This window comes from Streptomyces sp. NBC_01408 (assembly GCF_026340255.1).
Taxonomy (GTDB): Bacteria; Actinomycetota; Actinomycetes; order Streptomycetales; family Streptomycetaceae; genus Streptomyces.
The window spans coordinates 3,519,856-3,540,857 of sequence record NZ_JAPEPJ010000001.1 but is presented as its reverse complement, the minus strand read 5'-3'; the positions used below and the strand labels follow the sequence as shown (position 1 = coordinate 3,540,857).

20 protein-coding genes and 1 pseudogene are annotated in these 21,002 nt (G+C 72.3%); 7 read left to right on the top strand and 14 right to left on the bottom strand.

What is annotated here, in order from left to right; all coding sequences use genetic code 11:
- Positions 1–22: 22 nt before the first annotated feature.
- From OG447_RS16140 to OG447_RS16125, 4 genes are all read right to left on the bottom strand, one after another.
- A complete protein-coding gene (locus OG447_RS16140; protein ID WP_266937234.1) occupies positions 23–364 on the bottom strand; it encodes a chorismate mutase in 342 nt (113 codons plus the stop codon).
- A gap of 120 nt (positions 365–484) precedes the next feature.
- Positions 485–1,693, bottom strand: coding sequence for a sensor histidine kinase (locus OG447_RS16135; RefSeq protein ID WP_266937233.1), 1,209 nt, complete (start codon positions 1,691–1,693; stop codon positions 485–487).
- A gap of 902 nt (positions 1,694–2,595) precedes the next feature.
- The gene (locus OG447_RS16130) at positions 2,596–3,252 is read right to left on the bottom strand and encodes a response regulator transcription factor (protein ID WP_266937232.1); all 657 of its coding nucleotides are present in this window, start codon (positions 3,250–3,252) and stop codon (positions 2,596–2,598) included.
- A gap of 238 nt (positions 3,253–3,490) precedes the next feature.
- Positions 3,491–4,243, bottom strand: coding sequence for a trypsin-like serine protease (locus OG447_RS16125; RefSeq protein WP_266937230.1), 753 nt, complete (start codon positions 4,241–4,243; stop codon positions 3,491–3,493).
- Positions 4,244–4,416: 173 nt separating this feature from the next.
- Between OG447_RS16125 and OG447_RS16120 the strand changes: the two genes are divergently transcribed.
- Together OG447_RS16120 and OG447_RS16115 are read left to right on the top strand one after the other, a co-directional pair.
- Positions 4,417–5,313: a hypothetical protein gene (locus OG447_RS16120; protein WP_266937228.1), complete on the top strand. Its 897-nt coding sequence runs from the start codon at positions 4,417–4,419 to the stop codon at positions 5,311–5,313.
- 141 nt (positions 5,314–5,454) lie between these two features.
- The gene (locus OG447_RS16115) at positions 5,455–6,141 is read left to right on the top strand and encodes an HAD family acid phosphatase (protein ID WP_266937227.1); all 687 of its coding nucleotides are present in this window, start codon (positions 5,455–5,457) and stop codon (positions 6,139–6,141) included.
- 219 nt (positions 6,142–6,360) lie between these two features.
- Here OG447_RS16115 and OG447_RS16110 read toward each other — a convergent pair whose 3' ends face one another.
- The 5 genes and pseudogenes from OG447_RS16110 to OG447_RS16090 all read right to left on the bottom strand — a co-directional run bounded on the left by OG447_RS16110 (position 6,361) and on the right by OG447_RS16090 (position 11,578).
- Entirely contained in the window at positions 6,361–7,056 is a 696-nt protein-coding gene (locus OG447_RS16110; protein WP_266937225.1) for a DUF4360 domain-containing protein, read from the bottom strand.
- 47 nt (positions 7,057–7,103) lie between these two features.
- The gene (locus OG447_RS16105; protein ID WP_266937224.1) at positions 7,104–7,751 is read right to left on the bottom strand and encodes a DUF4360 domain-containing protein; all 648 of its coding nucleotides are present in this window, start codon (positions 7,749–7,751) and stop codon (positions 7,104–7,106) included.
- Between the two features lie 241 nt (positions 7,752–7,992).
- Positions 7,993–9,634 (bottom strand): annotated as a pseudogene (locus OG447_RS16100) (IS200/IS605 family accessory protein TnpB-related protein).
- A 272-nt stretch (positions 9,635–9,906) separates the two neighbouring features.
- A complete protein-coding gene (locus OG447_RS16095; RefSeq protein ID WP_266937222.1) occupies positions 9,907–10,812 on the bottom strand; it encodes an SDR family oxidoreductase in 906 nt (301 codons plus the stop codon).
- Between the two features lies 1 nt (position 10,813).
- Positions 10,814–11,578 carry an SDR family oxidoreductase gene (locus OG447_RS16090; RefSeq protein ID WP_266937221.1) on the bottom strand — a complete coding sequence of 255 codons (765 nt, stop codon included), beginning with the start codon at positions 11,576–11,578 and terminating at the stop codon, positions 10,814–10,816.
- 56 nt (positions 11,579–11,634) lie between these two features.
- Between OG447_RS16090 and OG447_RS16085 the strand changes: the two genes are divergently transcribed.
- Genes OG447_RS16085 through OG447_RS16065 form a run of 5 tightly spaced genes read left to right on the top strand, consistent with a single transcriptional unit; the run spans position 11,635 to position 16,035 of the window.
- Positions 11,635–12,384, top strand: a complete 750-nt coding sequence (locus tag OG447_RS16085; RefSeq protein ID WP_266937220.1) for an enoyl-CoA hydratase family protein — start codon at positions 11,635–11,637, stop codon at positions 12,382–12,384.
- Positions 12,381–13,232: a CoA transferase subunit A gene (locus tag OG447_RS16080; protein ID WP_266937219.1), complete on the top strand. Its 852-nt coding sequence runs from the start codon at positions 12,381–12,383 to the stop codon at positions 13,230–13,232. The genes OG447_RS16085 and OG447_RS16080 overlap by 4 nt, the downstream gene beginning before the upstream one ends.
- Positions 13,233–13,237: 5 nt before the next feature.
- Entirely contained in the window at positions 13,238–13,963 is a 726-nt protein-coding gene (locus OG447_RS16075) for a CoA-transferase subunit beta (protein WP_266938900.1), read from the top strand.
- A gap of 4 nt (positions 13,964–13,967) precedes the next feature.
- Positions 13,968–15,065 (top strand): nitronate monooxygenase family protein, encoded by a 1,098-nt coding sequence (locus OG447_RS16070; protein WP_266937217.1) that lies wholly within the window; start codon positions 13,968–13,970, stop codon positions 15,063–15,065.
- A 31-nt stretch (positions 15,066–15,096) separates the two neighbouring features.
- On the top strand, positions 15,097–16,035 hold the full coding sequence (locus tag OG447_RS16065) for a tyrosine-protein phosphatase (protein ID WP_266937215.1): 939 nt from the start codon (positions 15,097–15,099) through the stop codon (positions 16,033–16,035).
- Between the two features lie 78 nt (positions 16,036–16,113).
- Here the strand turns inward: OG447_RS16065 and OG447_RS16060 are convergent, their stop codons facing one another.
- The 5 genes from OG447_RS16060 to OG447_RS16040 all read right to left on the bottom strand — a co-directional run bounded on the left by OG447_RS16060 (position 16,114) and on the right by OG447_RS16040 (position 20,991).
- The gene (locus tag OG447_RS16060; protein WP_266937213.1) at positions 16,114–17,676 is read right to left on the bottom strand and encodes a DEAD/DEAH box helicase; all 1,563 of its coding nucleotides are present in this window, start codon (positions 17,674–17,676) and stop codon (positions 16,114–16,116) included.
- A gap of 232 nt (positions 17,677–17,908) precedes the next feature.
- A complete protein-coding gene (locus tag OG447_RS16055) occupies positions 17,909–18,115 on the bottom strand; it encodes a cold-shock protein (protein ID WP_030707191.1) in 207 nt (68 codons plus the stop codon).
- A 274-nt stretch (positions 18,116–18,389) separates the two neighbouring features.
- Complete coding sequence (locus OG447_RS16050) at positions 18,390–19,547, bottom strand: acetyl-CoA C-acetyltransferase (protein WP_266937211.1); 1,158 nt, start codon at positions 19,545–19,547, stop codon at positions 18,390–18,392.
- 19 nt (positions 19,548–19,566) lie between these two features.
- Positions 19,567–20,193, bottom strand: coding sequence for a TetR/AcrR family transcriptional regulator (locus OG447_RS16045; RefSeq protein WP_266937209.1), 627 nt, complete (start codon positions 20,191–20,193; stop codon positions 19,567–19,569).
- A 15-nt stretch (positions 20,194–20,208) separates the two neighbouring features.
- Entirely contained in the window at positions 20,209–20,991 is a 783-nt protein-coding gene (locus OG447_RS16040) for an SDR family oxidoreductase (protein WP_266937208.1), read from the bottom strand.
- Between the last annotated feature and the right edge of the window lie 11 nt (positions 20,992–21,002).

The window sequence follows — 21,002 nt, the reverse complement described above, 5'->3', positions numbered from 1 at the left end:
GGCGGACCCCACCGGACACCCCCTAGGAGGGGGCGTCTTCGCCCGCGGCGATGGTCTCGTGGTGGCGGATGACCTCGGCGATGATGAAGTTGAGGAGCTTCTCGGCGAAGGCCGGGTCGAGCTTGGCGTTCTCGGCGAGCTGGCGCAGCCGGGCGATCTGGCTGGCCTCGCGGTTCGGGTCGGCCGGGGGCAGCTGGTGCTTGGCCTTGAGGTGGCCGACCTGCTGGGTGCACTTGAAGCGCTCGGCGAGCATGTGGACCACGGCCGCGTCGATGTTGTCGATGCTGTCCCGCAGTCGGGCCAGCTCGGCGGTGACGTCCGCGTCGATCCCGCCGGTGCCGTTGTCGCTGTCGCTCTTGTTCATGGTCACCGAGAATACGTGGCGGGGGCCGGTGGTTCTTCGGCCAGTCAGTCAGTGAGACGCCCTGGGGAATGTCCTAGTGCTGTGGCCGGCGCGACCCGGTGAACCTTTCCGGCCACAGCACTAGACGAGCGGCAGGACCGCGGTGACGAGCCAGCCGCCTTCGGGGGCGGGGCCGGCGGTGAGGGAGCCGCCGAGGGCTTCGGCGCGTTCGGCCATGCCGGCGAGGCCGTAGCCGCCGCCGCGGGCCTGTTCGGAGAGGCGGGCGGGGCGGCCGCCGCCGTCGGCGATGCGGACTTCGAGGCCGGCGGGGACGGTGCGCAGGCCGATGCGTACGGCGGTGGCGGTGGCGGCGTGTTTGCCGATGTTGGTGAGGGCTTCGAGGACGATGCGGTGGGCGGTGGCGGCGACGTCTCCGGGGAGGCGGTTGGCCAGGCCTTCCTCGATGTAGAGGACGACGGGCGGGCCGGTCACGGAGAAGCGTTCGGTGAGCCCGCGGATGTCGGCGAGGCCGGCGACGGGGGCGGTGCCCGCGCGGCTGCCGGCCGCTGCTCCGGAGCTGGCTCCGGCTCCGGCTCCGGCTCCGGGCGCCGTTGCGGCCTCGTCCTCCCGGAGGATCTTGACGAGGCGGCGCATCGAGCCGAGGGCCTCGTCGCCCGCGGTCTCGATGCGGCCGAAGATCTCGGCGGCGCGGTCCGCGGAGACCTTGGTGTACCGGGCGGCGCGGGCCTCGACGACGATCCCGGTGACGTGGTGGGCGACGAGGTCGTGGAGTTCGCGGGCGAGTTCGAGGCGTTCGGCGGTGCGTACGGCGCGCAGTTCGCGCACGCGCTGGACGGACTGGAGGCGCAGCAGGAGCGAGTACGCGCCGACGACGACGGTCAGGACGGAGAAGAGGAGGGTGAAGCGCCCGGGGTCGGTGTCCCGGACGGGGACGGCCGTGCAGCCGAGTCCGAGGAGCGGGCCGAGGACTGCGGCGGTGCGGGCGGGGGCGCGGAGCAGGACCTGGGAGAGGAGGACGAGGAGGGCGATGGCCTCGCCGCCGCCCCAGACGACGAGGGGGTGGTTGCCGAAGATGAGGAGGAGGGTGGCGGTCCAGGTGACGGCGGCGGCGAACCAGGCGCGGGCGAGGAGGGGGACGGCGGGCCAGGGTGCGGCGCTGAGGCAGACGAGGATGCCGGAGACCCATACGGCGGCGTGCGGGAGGCTGGGCTGGCGGGCGAGCACGACGCCCTCGAAGGTGACGAGGGCGAGCAGGACGAGGGAGAGGCAGAGCCGGATCCAGTCGGCGGCGTGCGGGTGCCGTCGCGCCCAGCTGGCGAGCGGACTCACGGCGCTCCCCCGCCGCCGCTACGGGGCCCGCCGCCGCGCCCGCGCCTTGTTCCGGCAGCGGCGCTCAGGCCCGACCCCGGTCCGCCGCCGCTACGGGACCCTGCCGGCCGCACCGCCGGCACCGCGAACGCCCCCGCCGCGGCAGCGGCAGCGGCAGCGGCACGGCGCAGCCCGGGCCGCGGCGCGGGCCGCAGCCACCGCACGGCAAACCTCGGGCACGCCCAGCCATCGCGGCGGACCGCCCGGACCCGGCCCGGTACGGGCGCCCGTGCGCCCGTGCAGGGCCCAGCCGATCGGGGGAACCACGCAACGCGACCCGACGGAAACCGCCCGACGGCGAGCCCGAACCGCGGCGCAGCCCCGAACTGCCCCGCGAGCCCAGACCACAGCACAGCCCCGAACCGCTGCGCAGGCCGGGACAGCAGCGCAGCCTCGAACCGCTGCGCAGCCCCGAACCGCCGCGCAGCCCAGGACCGCAGCGCAGGCCGGAACCGCAGCGCGGGCCCGGGCCCGGACCCCAGCGCTGGCTGGAACCGTGGCGCAGGCCGGGGCAGCGGCGCAGCCCCGAACCACAGCGCGAGTCCAGACCACAGCACAAGCCCAAACCGCAGCGCGGCCCCGAACCACAGGGCAGGCCGGGGCAGCAGCCCGGGCCCCAGCACGGGCCGGAACCGGGGCGCAGGCAGTGGCAGCAGCCCGGGCCCGAACCGCAGCGCAGGCAGTGGCAGCAGCGCGGGCGCAGGCCCGAACCGCAGCGCAGGCAGTGGCAGCAGCGCGGGCGCAGCCCCGAACCGCCCCGCGGGCCCGAACCGCGGCGCAGCCCCGGACCGCCCCCCGGCCCCGCCCCGCAGGCGCCTGGGCGTGGCGGGGCCGGGGGGTGGGGGGTGGTTGGGGGTGCGGCGTCACGCCGTACTGGCGGCGAGGCCGCTTTCCCAGGCCCAGGCGGCGATCTCGACGCGGTTGCGGGCGTCGAGTTTGGCCTGGACGTTGGCCAGGTGGGTCTTGACGGTGGAGAGGGATACGAAGAGTTCCCCGGCGATCTCGGCGTTGGTCAGGCCGCGCGCCAGGCAGCGTACGACGTCCCGCTCGCGTTCGGTGAGGGGCTCGGCGGGGCGGCGGGCCGCGGCGGCGGCGGGGGTTCGCAGGGCCATCTCGCGCAGCAGCCGCACGGTGATGGCGGGTGAGACGAGGGAGTCGCCGACGGCTGCCGCCCGTACGGCCTCAACCAGCATGGCCGGGCTGGCGTCTTTCAGGAGGAAGCCGGATGCTCCGCCATGGAGCGCCGCGTGGACGTACTCGTCGAGGTCGAAGGTGGTGACGATGACGATGCGCGGTCCGTTGTGGGCGGAGAGCCGTCGGGTGACTTCGAGGCCGTCGAGCTTCGGCATGCGGATGTCGAGGAGGAGGACGTCCGGCCGGTGTTCGGCGACGGCGGCGAGGGCGGCTTCTCCGTCGACGACGTCGGCGACGACCTCGATGTCGGGCTGGCTCTCGAGGATCATCCGGAATCCGGTCCTGACCATGTCCTGGTCGTCCGCGATGACCACTCTGATCGCCATGCGCCACCTGCCCCACTGTCGCCCGCTGCCGGTTTCCTCTTCCCCGGCGGGTTCTTTCCATGGGACCGGCGTGCGGGTCGGCCCGCAACCGCACCGCGGACCGTCGGGTGGGTGCCGCGGGGCGGGGACGGCGGTGTTCCGGCCTCGCGGTACTGCGTCCGACGATACGTACGTCCGGGGGGCGGCGCCTCGTCCTTCCGGCCGGTTCCCGCCCGGCCGGAAGGACGACGGGTTCGGGCTACATGCCGGCTGCTGCGCTCTTGATCTGGGCGGCGAAGGTGGAGACCTCGGTGTAGACGCCGGGGTAGTCGGGCCGGGCGCAGCCCTGGCCCCAGCTGACGATGCCGACCTGGATCCAGGCGTTGGTGTTGTCGCGGCGGAACATGGGGCCGCCGGAGTCGCCCTGGCAGGTGTCGACGCCGCCCTGGTCGAAGCCGGCGCAGATCTCCTCGCTCGGGACGAGGGAGCTGCCGTAGGAGGCCTGGCAGCTGGCGTCGGAGACGAAGGGGACGGTGGCCTTCATCAGGTAGCGCTGTTGTCCGCCGCCTTCGCGGGTGGCGCCCCAGCCGGCGACGGTGAAGGTGCCGTTGTCGTACTGCTTGGTCTCGGCGATCTTGAGGGTGGGCAGGTTGATGGGTTTGGCGAGCTTGATCAGGGCCCAGTCCTTGCCGGTGCCGTTGTAGCCGGGGGCCTGGAGGACCTTGGTGGACTTGACCTTGATGGCGCTGGAGCTGTTGAGGTCGACGACTCCGGCGGTGGCGGTGATGGAGGTGTTGTTGCCGGAGCCGTTCACGCAGTGGGCGGCGGTGAGGACGATCTGCTGGGTGTAGAGCGCGCCTCCGCAGCCCATGGAGAGGCGGACCATGAAGGGGAATTCGCCCTGGGCGGCGCGGGTGCCGCCGACGACGGGGGCCGTTCCGGCGGTGGCGGAGCCGGGCTGGAGGCTGACGGCCGCGAGGGCGACGGCGCCGACGGCGAGGGTGCGCTTCATGAACCTCGTGAGGCTGGACACAGTCAACACACTGCCTTTCGTGGGGGGTTGGGCTGTGCGCGTCATCGGGTGAATGACGGGTCCATGACACATCGAAGGTATGGCGGGCATCAAGAACGCACTTTCGGCCAACTCCCGCCCAAGGCGGCAAGGATTGCGGCGAGGAGGGCCCGGTGAAGCAGAACAGCGGGGCGCGCGGCCCGATCGAGCACGGATTTCCGCATCTGGCGACCGTGCGCGCCTGCATCACCGCCCTCTTCCGGCGCCTGTCCCCCGAGGGGATCCGCGCCTACGGGACGAGCTTCGCCCCCGCCGACGCGGCCTTCGACGCCGCCGACGACCTGCACCTGGGGGCGCAGCGGGTGGCCTCGGCGATGGTGCGCCACCTGCGCCTGCCCGAGGCGCGCATGGTGGTGGCCTTCCGGCCGATGGAGGAGGCGGCCACCGTGGAACTGACCGCGGGTCCCGAGTACTTCATCGAGGTCAACGACCGCTTCCGCACGCACCGCCGCGATCTGGCCGCGGCGCTGGCCCACGAGGTCACCCACGTGCTGCTGCATCGCCTGGACCTGCGCCTCCCGGCCACCGCGGACAACGAGATCCTGACCGACACGGCCGCCGCCTTCCTGGGGGCGGGCTGGCTGCTGCTCGACGCCTATCGCGAGGACGACCTCACCCACCAGAAGCTGGGCTACCTCACGCCGGAGGAGTTCGGCTACGTCCTGGCCCGACGCGGCAGCCTGCTCGGCGAGGACCTCTCCCCCTGGTTCACGAGCCCCCAGGCGTACGTGGCCTACGTGCGCGGCCGCTCGCTGGCGGAGCGGGACCACCGCCGGGCCCCCCTCGCCGCGGCGAGCAGGGCGGACCGGCTGCGCTACGCCAGGGACCGGCGCGCCGGCACCACGCGGGCGGGCGGGGCCCCGTACCGCTTCGACCGGGACGGTTCCGGTCTGCCGCGGGTGGAGTTCCCCTGCCCGGTGTGCGAGCAGCGGCTGCGGCTGCCGGTGCGGCGCGGGCCGCTGCGGGCGCGGTGCGGGCTGTGCGGCACGGTCCTGGAGTGCGACACCTAGGTTTGCGGTGCCGTCGGGGCGCCGGGGGTGATCATTCACCCCTCGGCCACGAAAAGTTCCTTACCGGCCAGTAGACATGGGGCCGAGGTTGACCGAATCTGGTCGCGTACATGCCAATTGCGTGACCGAGGAGCGTCCCCCATGCGCAGCACCCGCCGCACCCGCACCGCCCATGCCACCCGTACCGCCGCCGTCGGAGCGGCCGCCGCCGGCGCGATCCTGGCGCTGGTTCCGGCCACCGCCGCACAGGCGGCCCCGGCTCCGGCCCCCGTCCCCGCGGCCGCCGCCGTCACCGCCTCCGCACCCGGCGGCAACGCGGCGATCCTGGGCATCGACTACGCCACCTGGCAGCGGGACGTCGCGGCCGTCATCGACGCGGCCCGCCCCGCCATCGAGCAGCGCATCGCCGCCTCGCCCGCCGGCGAGAAGCCCGCCCTCGTCCTCGACATCGACAACACGTCGCTGGAGACGGACTTCCACTGGTTCTGGACCTTCCCGACGCCCGCGATCGCCAAGGTCCGCGCACTCACCCAGTACGCGCACGAGCGCGGGGTCGCCGTCTTCTTCGTGACCGCCCGCCCCGGGATCATCCACTCCCTCACCGAGCGCAACCTCAAGGCCGTCAGCTACCCGGTCTCGGGGCTCTACGTCCGCGATCTGCCGGACCTGTTCGACGAGGTCAGCGCGTACAAGACGGGCAAGCGCGCCGAGATCGAGGCGCGCGGCTACACGATCATCGCCAACATCGGCAACAGCCCGACCGACCTCGTCGGCGGGCACGCCGAACGCACCGTCAAGCTGCCGGACTACGGCGGCAAGCTGTCCTGAACCGCAAGCCGCTGCGGGCCGCCGCGGCCGAACCGGGCACAACATGATGGGGCGGTCGCGGTTCAGCACACGCCCGTAGCGGGTACAGATACCCCATCGCACGATTGACGGACCCGGTCCCGACCCCTCGCCAGGGGGCCGGGCCCGGCCGCGTCCGGGGGTGTTTCCCCGGTCCCGGGCGTTTCCCCGGTCCCGGGCGTTTCCCCGGTCCCGCGCCGCCTATCGGGCGGGGCACACCTGCCAGGCCAGGTGGTAGAGGGTGCTGACACTGGCGTCCGTGGAGTCCATGGCCATGAAGCTCGTCACGGCCTGCGGGTTGGACGTGCCCGCGTTCACGCGCAGTTCGGTGTTGATGTTGAAGTTGCGCTTCTCGCCGCAGGGCGCCCAGACCAGATCGGCGTACTCGGTCCTGTCGGTCGCCTGCCAGTTGTCGTTGAACGGACCGTTGAACTGATGCGTCCGCTGGGAAGTTTGGGGCATTCCCTGGAAGTAGTAGCTCGCCTTCTCCTGACCCCACGCGCCGGGCTGCAGGAAGGCGAATCCGCGGTAGTCGGCCTGCACGATCGCGTAGGTGAATCCGGAAGGCACGTGGACGCGGAGATTGAGCTGGCAGTTCTTGCGGAACGCCGTCGGCGGGGCGCCGGGGCCGACCTGCGCGAGGTATTCGCTGTAGGTGACCGTGAAGGCGGTGTTGTCGGGCGCGACGGCCACCTCGGCGGTGCCCTCCCGGCAGCCGGAGCCGTTGACCGTGGCGAGCTCGATCACGATCTTGTCGGGCGGCGCCGTGATCGGGCCGCCGCGGCCGGATCCTGAGCCGGGGCCGGCCGCGCCGGCCGCGCCGGCAGGGGTCGCGGCGGCGACGAGGGCGGCGATGGCGCAGCCGGTGAGCAGGGTGCGGGACAGGGGAAGGGACATCGTTGTCACTCCTGGCCGTGAGTCGGGTTTCCTGCACGCGGGGTACGTCAGGCCGCGGTGCATTCCTTCCACTCGAAGTGGTAGACGGTGCTGACGCTGCCGTCGGTCGAGTCCATGCTCATGAAGCTCAGGGCCTGCGGGTTCGACGTCCCCGCGTAGACGCGCAGTTCGGTGTTGACGTTGAGGTTGCGCTCCTCGCCGCAGGGGGCCCAGACGAGGTCCGAGTACTCCGTGCGGTCGCTCGCCTGCCAGTTGTCCGAGTGCGGGCCGTTGAACTGGTGGGTCGTGCGGGCCGTCTGGGCCTCGCCCTGGAAGTAGTAGTTGGCGCGCTCCTGGCCGAAGGCGCCGCGCTGGAGGTGGGCGAAGCCGCGGTAGTCGGCGCGGGCGATGGCGTAGGTGAATCCCTGGGGCACGTGGACGCGCAGGGCGAGCTGGCAGTTCTTGCGGAAGGCGGTGCCGCCGGAGCCGGCTCCCGCCTGGGCGAGGTAGTCGCTGTAGGTGACGGTGAAGGAGGTGTTGTCGGAGGCGGCGGCGACGGACGCGGTCCCCTGCGGGCAGCCCGAGCCGTTGACTCCGACCACCTCGACGGTGATTCTCCCGGGCGGTGTGGAGCCGGTATCGGCCCCCGCGGGTGCGGCGACGGCCAGGAGGGCCACCGCCGCCGCACCGACGGTCAGTCTGCGGAGCGACGTCATTGTTTCTCCATGTTCGTCCGGACCGGTCCGGACGTCCGGACCCGTCCACGATTCGACGTGGACATGCCATCACGCTGGCCGCGGTGCCGATAAGACTGCGTTACGGCCAACGCCCGCCGCCCGCGCCCCCTGGCCGGAACTCAGGCGTCCGCCACCGCTCCCCGCCGCGCGCATCAGCCCCGCGACCCGGGACGGCGGGCGGTACGGACCCCCGTGGGGCGGAAGATGACCGGAACCGTTCCTATCCAGTGTGCAGGAGTGAGTCTTGGACCCACTGGTGCGTACTGGGCGCATCCCGAACGGTTTTGGATGCACTGGGTCCCCGCGTTCTCGTCCCGTTCGGCGACGGCCCTCCGGGGGCACGGTCCGTTGCGGGTGGGCGGTTTCCGTCACGCTCTGGGGCACCCGGTGCGGCCTGGACTGTCCGATGCCCGTAGCGATCACTCTGGTCGTTACGGGGCGGTGCCGTCCGTCGCCGGATCGGGTGTCCGAGGGCGCGTCGCCCGATCGCGATACCGGCGGCATCGTGACGGGACATCTTACGGCGCGGGTTGACCAGCGGTTTCCGCCAGTGCTGGCCTCCCCACTGGGAGGTGTAGGCGGGATCGACCGCGACGACGACGAGACCGTGTTCGGCGGCCATCGATAGGAGTCGGGCTTTGAGCTTGCCGGTCGGGATGCCGGAGATGAGCTGCCGGAACCGTTTCCTGCGGCCGTGTTTCTCCCGGGTCTTCTCGGCGGTGAAGTCGAGGTCTTCGATCGCGATGGCGTTGACGCCCACTTTGCCTGGCCCAGTGCAGTACCTGGGTGAGGGCGTGGCGGATCTGGGCGTCGCGGTGATCAGCGGTGCCGGACAGGTCGTAGGGGAAGCGGCGTGGCTCGCCGATGGGGTTGCCGTGCGGGTCGAGTCGGTAGGCGGCGAAGTGGCCGGCGTTGGTATCGACGCCGATCATGCCGTTCGCGCGGGCGGTGGCGAGTGGGATCGTCTGAATGACGGGGCGCTGCCAGGAGGCGGTGAGGTACCAGCGGCCGCGTGTGGCGTCCAGGTGGATGCGGTAGGCCACGGCCCGGTTGAGTGTGATGCGGTCGGCCCATTCTTCGCCCCGGTGCCTGAACGCGATACGGCAGGTCAGGACGTACCGGCCGTGCTTGCTGTTGGCCAGGTGCGCGAGTGGGGCGGGCAGCTTGAGCGACACCTCGCCGTCGGGGGTGACGCGGATCGTCTCGTTCCCGAACCGTTTTCCGGACTCGCCGTCAGCGGCGAGAAACCGGCGTTCGGCTTCCCAGCGGGCGCGCCACTGCTCCTCGGTGAGCTGGGCCTTGTCCAGGTTGTGGCGGGTGTTCGCCAGCCGCTTCCCGCCCCGCACCACCCGGACCCGACCCGCATGCCAATCGGCGACAGCAGACGCATGCTTCTCTTCCAGGGCTGCGAGACGGCGGGACTTGTGAAACCACTCGCTCTTGGAGCGGTAGCCGCCCGCAGCCCGCTTGTTGCCCTTCTCCCCGACGGGGAGGGCGAGATGGTGGCGCAGTGTTCGGATGCCTGCGTCCAGGTTCTGGATGTGCGCGGCCTGGCAACGCCGGGCGAGCGCCCACTGATCGTGGCTGGCCTTGGTGATCGCCCCGGCGATCCGCGAAGACGACTCCCTCGTCAGCCCCCGCTTACGGGCCGCCCACGTGTCGGCGCAATGGTCGGGGCCGTCCGCGCAACGCTGCTTGAGGTCACGGGAAGCCAGAGCACCCTGATGCTCGCCGACCAGCCGCAGGACCTCCTCGTCCTCGACGCTCAGATTCCTCAGGCGGTCGCGTACCGCCACACCGGACGGACCGAGCGCCACAAACGAGGGAGCGATCGCACGCAACTTCCTGACCGGCTCAGCCATCGCCGGCCGCCACGGACAGGGCCCTGCGCGCCCGCATCTTCACGAAGCGGTGTCCGTACAACCGGGCACAGAACGACGTCAGCAAACCACCCTCACGAAACCAGCGATACGCACGCTGGGGACACACACCCCGCGCCTTCGCCGACTCCCAGAGATTCACACACCCGACCGTAACGACACTCACCCAAATGAACCATCACTCACAAGAGTGGACCAAAGAACCAGCAGCTCCCTACCCCGCCCCTGTCCGGCCCCCCGGCGGGATCCGGAAGCTAGCGCGCCCCGTACACCGGGAGCGGGGGCTGCGCGGACGACAGGAGTTTCGCCGCCGCCTCGCCCACCTCGGCGGGGGTCCAGCGGGCCCCGCGGTCCGCCGTGGGGCCCGGCCGCCAGCCCTCCATGACGGTGATCCGCCCGCCCTCCACCTCGAAGACCCGGCCGCTGACCCCCGCCGAGGCCTCCGAACCCAGCCAGACCACCAGCGGGGACACGTTCTCCGGGGCCATCGCGTCGAAGCCGCCCTCCCCCGGGGCCATGGTCTCGGCGAAGGTCTGTTCCGTCATGCGGGTCCGCGCCGCGGGGGCGATCGCGTTGACCTGGACCCCGTACCGGCCCATCTCCGCGGCCGCGACCAGGGTCATGCCGAGGATCCCGGCCTTGGCCGCGCTGTAGTTGCCCTGCCCGACCGAGCCCAGCAGCCCGGCCCCCGAGGAGGTGTTGACCACCCGGGCCGCCACCGGCCGGCCGGCCTTCGCCTCCGCCCGCCACCACGCGGCCGCCGACCGCAGCGGCAGGAAGTGCCCCTTCAGATGCACCCTCATGACGGCGTCCCAGTCCTCCTCGTCCAGGTTGACGAGCATCCGGTCGCGCAGGAAGCCGGCGTTGTTCACCAGCGTGTCCAGCCGGCCGAACTCCGCCACCGCGCACTCCACCAGCGAGGCCGCCCCCTCGCCCGTGGCGATGTCCCCGCCGTGCGCCACGGCCTGCCCGCCGAGCTCCCGGATCTGCGCCACCACCCGCCCGGCCGGGCCGTCCGCCTCGGGCGCCCCGTCCAGGCCCACCCCGAGGTCGTTGACGACGACCTTCGCCCCCTCGGCCGCGAAGGCCAGCGCATGGGCCCGTCCCAGCCCCCGCCCCGCGCCCGTCACGATGACCACCCGTCCTTCGGCAATGCCCATCTCAGCTCTCCTTGTTCACAGTTGCCGCATCCAGAAACGCCGGGCGCTCCCCGCCCCCGTGCACCAGCAGGCTCGCCCCGCTCACGTATCCGGCCCGGTCGGAGGCCAGGAACACGGCCGCCTCGCCCACGTCCGCGGGCTCGGCCAGCCGCCCCAGCGGTACGGTCGCGCCCACCGCCGCGATCCCGGCCTCGTCCCCGTAGTGCAGGTGGGACAGCTCGGTCCGCACCATGCCCAGGACCAGCGAGTTCACCCGTACCTCGGGCGCCCACTCCACGGCCATGGACCGGGCCAGGTTCTCCAGGCCCGCCTTGGCCGCCCCGTACGCCGCCGTCCCCGGTGAGGGCCGGGTCCCGCTGACGCTGCCGATCATCACCACCGAGCCGCGGGCCTCCCGCAGCCAGGGGTAGGCCAGCAGCGAGGCGGTCATCGGGGCGAGCAGGTTCAGTTCGAGGACCCGTGCGTGGCGCTGTGCCCCGCCCTCCCCCAGCGGCCGGTACGGGGTGCCGCCCGCATTGTTGACCAGGCAGTCGAGGCGCCCGTAGCGGTGGGCGACCGCGCCGAAGAACTCCTCCACGGCGGCGGGATCGCGCAGGTCGAGGGCGGTGAAGTCCGCCTCCCGGCCGCCCGCCGCCACCGGTTGCCGTGGCGGGCGGCGGGCGCAGACGACGACGTGCGCGCCGGCCGCGAGGAACGACCGGGCGATCCCGGCGCCGACGCCCCGGGTTCCGCCGGTGACGACGGCGACCCTCCCGTCCAGCTCCATAGGCTGCTACCTTCCTCGCCTAACAAATGTTTGGTGGAAAGGTAGCTGATCCGTTCATGGGTGTCTCCACCTCAAGCCCCGGCAAGGGCATCGCTCGTGTCACCGTCGACTTCCCGCCCGTCAACGCGCTGCCCGTACAGGGCTGGTACGACCTCGCGGACGCCCTGCGCGCCGCCGGCCGCGACCCCGGGGTCCGGTGCGTGGTCCTGGCCGCCGAGGGCCGCGGCTTCAACGCGGGCGTCGACATCAAGGAGTTGCAGCGCGACACCGGCCACGCCTCGCTCATCGGCGCCAACCGCGGCTGCTACGAGGCCTTCGCCGCCGTGTACGAGTGCGAGGTGCCGGTCGTCGCGGCCGTGAACGGCTTCTGTCTGGGCGGCGGCATCGGCCTCGTCGGCAACGCCGACGCGATCGTCGCCTCCGACGACGCGACCTTCGGGCTGCCCGAGCTCGACCGGGGTGCGCTCGGGGCGGCCACCCATCTGGCCCGCCTCGTCCCGCAGCACCTGATGCGCGCGCTCTACTACACCTCGCGCACCGCGACGGCCGCCGAACTGCACGCGCACGGCTCGGTCTGGAAGGTGGTCCCGCGCGCGGAACTGCCCTCCGCGGCCCTGGAACTGGCCGCCGAGATCGCCCGAAAGGACGGCCACCTGATCCGGCTGGCCAAGGCCGCCATCAACGGTATCGACCCCGTGGACGTGCGCCGCAGCTACCGCTTCGAGCAGGGCTTCACCTTCGAGGCCAACCTCAGCGGGGTGGCCGACCGGGTCCGCGACACCTTCGGGAAGGAACCGCGTCCATGACCGACAAGAGCATGACCCCGGAAGAGGTCGTCGGCCGGCTGCACAGCGGGATGACCCTCGGCATCGGCGGCTGGGGGTCCCGGCGCAAGCCCATGGCCCTGGTGCGAGCACTGCTCCGGTCCGAGATCACCGATCTCACCGTGATCTCCTACGGTGGCCCCGACGTCGGCCTGCTGGCCGCCGCCGGCCGGATCACACGGCTCGTCGCCCCCTTCGCCACCCTCGACTCCATCCCCCTGGAGCCCCACTTCCGGGCCGCCCGCGAGCGCGCCGCCTTCACCCTCACCGAGCTCGACGAGGCCATGTTCATGTGGGGCCTGCACGCCGCAGCCAACCGGCTGCCGTTCCTCCCCGTCCGCGCCGGCCTCGGCTCCGACGTGATGCGGGTCAACCCGGAGCTGCGCACCGTCACCTCCCCCTACGCGGACGGCGAGGAGTTCGTCGCCGTCCCCGCCCTGCGCATGGACGCCGCCCTGGTCCACCTCAACCGGGCCGACCGCCTCGGCAACGCCCAGTACCTGGGCCCGGACCCCTACTTCGACGACCTGTTCTGCGAGGCCGCCGACGCCGCCTACGTCTCCTGCGAGCAGCTGGTGGAGAGCGCCGAGCTCGCCAAGGCCGGCCCACCGCAGTCCCTGCTCGTCAGCCGGCACTCCGTCACCGGGGTGGTGGAGACCCCGAACGGCGCCCACTTCACCTCCTGCGCACCCGAATACGACCGCGACGAGGCCTTCCAGAAGCTGTACGCGACCACCCCCTGGCCCGAGTTCGCCGCCCGCTTCCTGTCCGGCGGGAGCGAGCACGCCTACCAGTCCGCCGTCCGGACCTGGCACGAGGAGCAGCAGTGACCACCGTGACCGTCACCCGGGCCGAGTACTGTGTCGTCGCCTGCGCCGAGGCCTGGCGCGGCGACGGCGAGGTGCTCGCCAGCCCCATGGGCCTGATCCCCTCCTTCGGGGCCCGGCTCGCGAAGCGGACCTTCTCCCCCGACCTGCTGCTGACCGACGGCGAAGCCCTGCTGGTCGGCCTCGACGGCACGGTCGAGGGCTGGCTCCCGTACCGGCGGCACCTGGCCATGGTGACCGGGGGCAGGCGCCACGTGATGATGGGGGCCAGCCAGATCGACCGGTTCGGCAACCAGAACATCTCCTGCATCGGCGACTGGGAGCGCCCGGCCCGCCAGCTCCTGGGGGTGCGCGGGGCGCCGGTCAACACCCTGAACAATCCGGTGAGTTACTGGGTGCCGAAGCATTCCACCCGGGTGTTCGTGGAGCGCGTGGACATGGTGAGCGGTGTCGGCTACGACCGTGCCGAGGCGGCCGGTGTGACCCGCTTCCACCGGCTCCCCCGGGTGGTCAGCGACCTCGGCGTCTTCGATTTCGCCGGCCCCGGCCACAGCATGCGCCTGGCCTCCCTCCACCCGGGGGTCACCGTGGAGGAGGTCCGGGCGGCCACCGGCTTCGAGCTGGCCGCCGCCGACGAGGTCCCGTACACGCGGGAGCCGGCGGCGCAGGAGCTGCGGCTGATCCGCGAGGTGATCGACCCCGAGGGGCTGCGCGAGCGGGAAGTGCGGGGCTGATCCGATGGAGACGGCATTCACGAAGCTGGTCGGGGTCGAGCATCCGATCGTGCAGACGGGCATGGGCTGGGTCGCCGGTCCGCGGCTGGTGTCGGGAGCGGCCGGCGCGGGCGCTCTGGGGATCCTGGCCTCGGCGACGATGACGATGGACCAGCTGCGGTCGGCGGTGCGCGAGGTCAAGTCCCGCACCGGGGGCGGCACGCCCTTCGGGGTCAATCTGCGTGCGGACGCCGGGGACGCGGCCGAGCGCGCCCAGCTGATCATCGACGAGGGGGTACGGGTCGCCTCGTTCGCTCTCGCGCCCTCTCAGGAGCTGATCGGGCGGCTCAAGGACGCGGGCGTGGTCGTCATCCCGTCGGTCGGGGCCCGGCGGCACGCGGAGAAGGTGGCCGCCTGGGGCGCCGACGCGGTGATCGTGCAGGGCGGCGAGGGCGGCGGCCACACCGGGGACGTGGCCACGACCGTGCTGCTGCCGCAGGTCGTGGACGCCGTGGACATCCCGGTGGTCGCGGCGGGCGGCTTCAGCGACGGACGGGGTCTGGTCGCGGCCCTCTCGTACGGGGCGGCGGGCATCGCCATGGGCACCCGCTTCCTGCTGACGTCCGACTCCACGGTCCCGGACGCCGTGAAGGCCGAGTACCTGAAGGCCACGGTCAGGGACGTCACCGTCACCACGGCCGTCGACGGTCTGCCGCACCGCATGCTCCGCTCGGAGCTGGTCGAGTCCCTGGAGCGGGCTGGCCGCGCCGGGGCGCTGCTGCGGGCGGTGCGGCACGCGGCGGGCTTCAAGCGGCTTTCCGGCCTGACCTGGGCGCAGATGGTGCGCGACGGCCTCGCGATGAAACACGGCAAGGACCTGTCCTGGAGCCAGGTCCTGCTCGCCGCGAACACCCCCATGCTCCTCAAGGCGTCCATGGTCGAGGGCCGTACGGACCTCGGAGTCATGGCATCGGGCCAGGTCGCGGGCGTGATCGATGATCTCCCGTCCTGCGCGGAGCTCGTCTCCCGCGTCATGGCCGAGGCACATTCCGTGCTGCGTCACCTGGAACAGCTGCATCTCGACCGTCCGCACTCGCTCGGCACCCTGCCACCACCAGGGTGATCCCCCTTCTCCGCCACAGGAGTCGAAACAGATGAGCCGTGCCCGAATCCGCCTGGCGACCGCGGTGCTCGCCTCCACTCTCGCCGCCCTGGTCCTGCCCGCTTCCGCGCACGCCACGGCGGCGCCCGGAGCCGGGGTCGGCGCCCTTCAGCCGTACCGGTACCACGCCGGGGTGCAGCCGATCGCCCAGATCCCCCTCCAGGGCGCGGTCAACGTCCGTGACGTGGGCGGCTACTACACGTACACGGGCGGCCAGGTCCGCAAGGGGCTGGTCTACCGCGCCGACGCGCTGAGCAAGCTGACCGCCGCGGACATCTCCGCCGTCGGCGCTCTGGGCCTCAAGAAGGTCGTCGACTTCCGCATCCCGATGGAGGTCCAGTACGACGGCGCCGACAAGTTGCCGGCGGGGCTCACCGCCACCTCGCGCCCGGTCAGTGACCTGGGCCTCTACGGCACCCTGGTGGGCGCCATCTCCAGCGGCGACCCCGTGAAGCAGGAGCAGATGCTCGGCGGTGGCCGCGCCGAGGCCTACATGCGCGACATCTACCGCACGTTCGTGACCAGTCCCGAGAACCGGGTGCAGTTCGCGACGACCCTGCGGGAGATCGCCGACGGCAAGCAGGGCCCGCTGCTGTACCACTGCACGTCCGGCAAGGACCGTACGGGCTGGATGAGTTACGTGCTGCTGCGCGCCCTGGCCGTGCCCGAGGCCACGGCCGAGGGTGACTACCTGGCGTCGAACACGTTCCGTGCCGCCTACGACGCCCAGGTGCGGGCCGGGCTGAAGCAGTCGGGGCGGATGCAGAACCCGGACCTGCTGATTCCGCTCCAGGAGGTCCGCCAGGACTACCTGGACTCGGCCACGGCCCAGCTGGAGGCCGACTTCGGCGGTTTCTACGGCTACCTGACCGACGGCCTGGGCCTGGACCTGCGGACCCTGGCCAAGCTCCAGGACAAGCTGGTCCGCTGACCGCGACCGGCCCCGGGACGGCGAAGAGCCGGGTGGTGCGCAGTGCGCACCACCCGGCTCTTGTGTGTCTGCCTGCGGTCAGGCGGAGCGTCGGCGGCCCTGGCCGGCGCCGCCGACCCGGCTGCGCGCCGAAGCCGCCGCCGCGCCGCCGCCGGCAGCGCCGCCTGCGGTACGCCGGCCGCGCTCGCCGGAGCCGCCCGCCGCGCCGCTCTGGCCGCCCTGGCCGCGTCGCGGCTGGCCCGAGCCGGCGGCCGGAGCCTGACCGGCGGCGGGGCCGCCGCGGCGTCCGCGACTGCCCGCGGCCGGAGCCGCGCCGGTGGCGGAGCCGGTGCGGGCCCCGCCGGAGCGGCGGCGTCCGCCGCCGCCCGCGCCCGAACCGCCCTGGCCGCCGGCGGAACGCTGGCGCGGCGGGGTGGCCTGCGGAACTTCCATGACCACGGGGATGCCCGAGGGCGCCTTGGCGCCGGTCAGCCGGGCCAGCTCCTCGTCGGAGGACTTGATCTGCGCGGTGCGCGGGGAGATCCCGGCGTCCGACATGAGGCGGGTCATGTCCCGCTTCTGGTCGGGGAGCACCAGGGTGACCACGCTGCCGGACTCGCCGGCCCGGGCGGTACGGCCGCCGCGGTGCAGGTAGTCCTTGTGGTCGGTCGGCGGGTCCACGTTAACGACGAGGTCCAGGTCGTCGATGTGGATGCCGCGCGCGGCGACGTTGGTGGCCACCAGCGCGGTGACCTCGCCCGTCTTGAACCAGTCCAGGGTCCGGTTGCGCTGCGGCTGGGAGCGGCCGCCGTGCAGGCCGGAGGCGCGGACGCCGTCCGCCAGGAGCTTCTTGACCATGCGGTCGACCCCGCGCTTGGTGTCGACGAACATGATCACCCGGCCGTCGCGAGCGGCTATACGCGTCGCCACGGCCTTCTTGTCGGTCTCGTCCATGACGTACAGGACGTGGTGCTCCATGGTGGTGACCGCGCCGGCCGACGGGTCGACGGAGTGGCCGACGGGGTCGGTGAGGAACATCTTGACGAGCTTGTCGATGTTCTTGTCCAGCGTCGCCGAGAACAGCATGGTCTGGCCGCCGGCCTCGACCTGCTTGAGCAGTGCGGTGACCTGCGGCATGAAGCCCATGTCGGTCATCTGGTCGGCCTCGTCGAGGACCGTGATCGCGACCTGGGAGAGGTCGGCGTCACCGCGGTCGATGAGGTCCTTGAGACGGCCGGGGGTGGCGACGAGCACCTCGGCGCCGCGGCGCAGGGCGCCGGACTGCCGGTTGATCGACATGCCGCCGACGACGGTGGCGATGCGCAGGTTGACGGCCGTGGCGTAGGGGGCCAGGGCGTCGGTGACCTGCTGGGCGAGCTCGCGGGTCGGTACGAGGACCAGCGCGAGCGGCGCCTTCGGCTGCGCGCGGCGGCCGGCGGTACGGGCCAGCAGCGCCAGGCCGAAGGCCAGGGTCTTGCCGGAGCCGGTGCGGCCGCGGCCGAGCAGGTCACGGCCGGCGAGGGAGTTCGGCAGCGTGGCGGCCTGGATCGGGAACGGCTCGGTGACGCCCTGGGCGGCGAGGGTCTTCAGCAGCGCCTCGGGCATGCCCATGTCCTCGAACGCGTCGACGGCCGGGAGTGCCGGGGTCAGCGGGTCGGGCATGGTGAATTCTTGGGGCCTGGCAACGGGGGCGGACTTCTGCCGTCCCGCGCCAGCCTTCGGACGTCCCTGGGCCGCACCTCGGCCCCGGGTGGGGCGGCGGCTGGGTCGTGCGGAGCTGGAGCTGGTCATGCGGAAATGCCCTCCTGAAACCGGCAGGTACAACAAAAAGGTCGAAACAGCAGACAAGCCGGGGCCCGCACCTCGCGGTGCGGACCCCGGCAAGCTGAAATACTTAGTTGGCGGGGAGGATGTTCTCCGCCTGGGGGCCCTTCTGGCCCTGGGTGACGTCGAAGGACACGCGCTGGCCCTCCTGGAGCTCACGGAAGCCCTGGGTGGCGATGTTCGAGTAGTGGGCGAAGACGTCCGGGCCGCCACCGTCCTGCTCGATGAAGCCGAAGCCCTTTTCCGAGTTGAACCACTTCACGGTGCCAAGTGCCATTTTAAATCTCCTGAATAGGCGGCAAAGGGCCCCATCCGGAGAGTCCGGCAAAACAATAAAAGCGCCTGAGGAACATTCCCGTCAGGCGCACATAAAGTTCATGGGTACCACAACTGCAACGCCTCAAAGCTAGCACACCTTGGCCGGAGCGCGCGACGACTGGTGTGTCACATCACTTCGCCGTGGTACCCGCGCGCCCACCTGTCACCCCTCCGGCGAGGCCGCGCACAGGGCCCTGCGGGCCCGTCCGCGCGGCTTTTCGGAATCCGGGCCGCTACAGCCGCTCGATGATCGTCACATTGGCCTGGCCGCCGCCCTCGCACATGGTCTGGAGGCCGAACCGGCCGCCCGTGCGCTCCAGTTCGTGGAGCAGGGTGGTCATCAGCTTGACTCCGGTCGCGCCCAGCGGGTGGCCCAGGGCGATGGCGCCGCCGTTGACGTTGACCCGTTCCGGGTCCGCTCCCGTCTCCTTCAGCCAAGCCAGCACCACCGGCGCGAAGGCCTCGTTGATCTCCACCAGATCGATGTCGGCCAGGGACATGCCGGTCTTCTTCAGGGCGTGGGCGGTGGCCGGGATGGGGGCCGACAGCATGCGGATGGGGTCCTCGCCCCGGACCGAGAGGTGGTGGATGCGGGCGCGCGGGCGCAGGCCGTGCTCGCGGACCGCGCGCCCCGAGGCGATCAGCAGGGCCGCCGCGCCGTCCGAGACCTGCGAGGAGACCGCCGCCGTGATGGTGCCGCCCTCGGCCACCGGCTTGAGGGCGGCCATCTTCTCCAGGGTGGTGTCGCGGCGCGGGCCCTCGTCCACGGTCACCTCCCCGTACGCCACCGTCTCGCGCACGAAGCGGCCCTCGTCGATCGCGCGCAGTGCCCGCTGGTGGGAGCGCAGGGCGAATTCCTCCATGTCGCGGCGCGAGATCCCCCACTTCCGTGCGATCAGCTCGGCTCCGTGGAACTGGTTGACGGGGGCGTCGCCGTACCGGGCCCGCCAGCCCTCGCTGCCCGCGTACGGGCCCTCGGTGAGGCCCAGGGGCTCCGCGGCCTGCCGGGAGGCGAAGGCGATCGGGATCATCGACATGTTCTGGGTGCCGCCCGCGACGACCAGGTCCTGGGTGCCGGAGAGCACGCCCTGGGCCGCGAAGTGCACGGCCTGCTGGGAGGAGCCGCACTGGCGGTCGACGGTGACCCCCGGCACCTCCTCCGGCAGGCCGGCCGCCAGCCAGGCAGTCCGGGCGATGTCCCCGGCCTGCGGCCCGACCGTGTCGAGGCAGCCGAAGACCACGTCCTCCACGGCGGCCGGGTCCACCCCGGACCGTTCGACCAGCGCCTTCAGGACGTGCGCGCCCAGGTCGGCGGGGTGGACCGCGGACAGGCCGCCCTTCCGCCGCCCCACGGGGGTGCGGACCGCGTCGACTATGTAGGCCTCGGGCATCGGGACTCCTCGGATCGGGTTACGTACGCAGGGCGATCCCGTCCAGCACCATCGACAGGTACTGGCGGGCGATCTCCTCGGGGCTGTGCTGTCCGCCCGGCCGGTACCAGGAGGCCGCCACCCACACCGTGTCGCGGACGAAGCGGTAGGTGAGGCGGACGTCGAGGTCGGCGCGGAAGACCTTGGCCGCGACCCCCCGCTCCAGCGTGCCCAGCCAGGCCTTCTCGAACTTCTGCTGCGAGTCGGAGAGGTAGTGGAAGCGGGGCTGCGCGGAGAGGGTGCGGGACTCCTTCTGGTAGATCGCTACGGCGGCGCGGTGCCGGTCGATCTCCCGGAAGGACTCGGTGACCAGGGCCTCGATGGTCTCCCGCGGGCCGAGACCGGCCGCGAGGACGGTGTCGTAGCCCTCCCACAGCTCGGTCAGGAAGGCGGAGAGGATCTCGTCGAGCATCGATTCCTTGGAATCGAAGTGGTAGTAGAGGCTGCCGGCGAGCATCCCGGCGGCGTCGGCGATCTTCCGGACGGTGGTGGCGTTGTAGCCCTGCGCGGCGAAGACCTCGGCGGCTGTGGCGAGGAGCTCCTTGCGGCGCTCGGGCGTAGCGGTCACCTGCGGCTTCTTCTTGGCTGTCGGCTTGTTCGTTGGCACGCGCCCATTCTCGGCCTACGCGTGCTGGCTGCTGACCGAGACGGTCTCGCCGGTCATGTACGACGAGTAGCCGCTGGCGAGGAAGACGATGACGTTGGCGACCTCCCAGGGCTCGGCGTACCGGCCGAAGGCCTCGCGGGCGGTCAGTTCGGCGAGCAGTTCCTCGCTGGTGACCTTCACCAGGTGCGGGTGCATGGCCAGGCTCGGCGCGACCGCGTTGACCCGTACGCCGAACTCGGCGGCCTCCAGGGCCGCGCAGCGGGTCAGGGCCATCACCCCGGCCTTCGCGGCGGCGTAGTGGGCCTGGCCGGTCTGGGCGCGCCAGCCGACGACGGAGGCGTTGTTGACGACGACCCCGCCGCGCCCGGAGGCCTTGAGTGAGCGCAGTGCGGCTCGGGTGCAGCGGAAGGTGCCGTTCAGGGTGACGTCGAGGACGCGGGACCACTGCTCGTCGGCCATGTCGACGAGCGCGGCGGTGCCGCCGAGGCCGGCGTTGTTGACGACGATGTCGAGGCCGCCGTGGAGCCGTCCGGCCTGCGCGAAGAAGGCCTGTACCTGCTCCTCGTCGGTGACGTCGCAGGTGAGGGAGGCGACGCGGTCGGACCCGAACTCGGCGGCGAGCGCCTCCTCGGTCTCCTTGAGGCGGCGGGCGTGGGCGTCGCCGATGAGGATGCGGGCGCCCTCCTCCAGGAAGCGGCGGGCGGTGGCGCCGCCGATCCCGGCGCCGGCCGCGGCGGTGATGACGGCGGTGCGGCCCTCCAGCAGGCGGTGGCCGGCGACGTACCGGGGCTCGTTCATGCGCACTCCTC

Excerpts from the sequence above, each read along its gene's own strand:
- OG447_RS16065 (WP_266937215.1), top strand. The coding sequence starts at position 15,097 with ATGAGCCGTGCCCGAATCCGCCTGGCGACCGCGGTGCTCGCCTCCACT.
- OG447_RS16125 (WP_266937230.1), bottom strand. The coding sequence starts at position 4,243 with ATGAAGCGCACCCTCGCCGTCGGCGCCGTCGCCCTCGCGGCCGTCAGC.
- OG447_RS16090 (WP_266937221.1), bottom strand. The coding sequence starts at position 11,578 with ATGGAGCTGGACGGGAGGGTCGCCGTCGTCACCGGCGGAACCCGGGGC.
- OG447_RS16055 (WP_030707191.1), bottom strand. The coding sequence starts at position 18,115 with ATGGCACTTGGCACCGTGAAGTGGTTCAACTCGGAAAAGGGCTTCGGC.
- OG447_RS16085 (WP_266937220.1), top strand. The coding sequence starts at position 11,635 with ATGGGTGTCTCCACCTCAAGCCCCGGCAAGGGCATCGCTCGTGTCACC.
- OG447_RS16115 (WP_266937227.1), top strand. The coding sequence starts at position 5,455 with ATGCGCAGCACCCGCCGCACCCGCACCGCCCATGCCACCCGTACCGCC.
- OG447_RS16105 (WP_266937224.1), bottom strand. The coding sequence starts at position 7,751 with ATGACGTCGCTCCGCAGACTGACCGTCGGTGCGGCGGCGGTGGCCCTC.
- OG447_RS16140 (WP_266937234.1), bottom strand. The coding sequence starts at position 364 with ATGAACAAGAGCGACAGCGACAACGGCACCGGCGGGATCGACGCGGAC.
- OG447_RS16070 (WP_266937217.1), top strand. The coding sequence starts at position 13,968 with ATGGAGACGGCATTCACGAAGCTGGTCGGGGTCGAGCATCCGATCGTG.
- OG447_RS16050 (WP_266937211.1), bottom strand. The coding sequence starts at position 19,547 with ATGCCCGAGGCCTACATAGTCGACGCGGTCCGCACCCCCGTGGGGCGG.
- OG447_RS16095 (WP_266937222.1), bottom strand. The coding sequence starts at position 10,812 with ATGGGCATTGCCGAAGGACGGGTGGTCATCGTGACGGGCGCGGGGCGG.
- OG447_RS16130 (WP_266937232.1), bottom strand. The coding sequence starts at position 3,252 with ATGGCGATCAGAGTGGTCATCGCGGACGACCAGGACATGGTCAGGACC.
- OG447_RS16040 (WP_266937208.1), bottom strand. The coding sequence starts at position 20,991 with ATGAACGAGCCCCGGTACGTCGCCGGCCACCGCCTGCTGGAGGGCCGC.
- OG447_RS16080 (WP_266937219.1), top strand. The coding sequence starts at position 12,381 with ATGACCGACAAGAGCATGACCCCGGAAGAGGTCGTCGGCCGGCTGCAC.
- OG447_RS16060 (WP_266937213.1), bottom strand. The coding sequence starts at position 17,676 with ATGCCCGACCCGCTGACCCCGGCACTCCCGGCCGTCGACGCGTTCGAG.
- OG447_RS16110 (WP_266937225.1), bottom strand. The coding sequence starts at position 7,056 with ATGTCCCTTCCCCTGTCCCGCACCCTGCTCACCGGCTGCGCCATCGCC.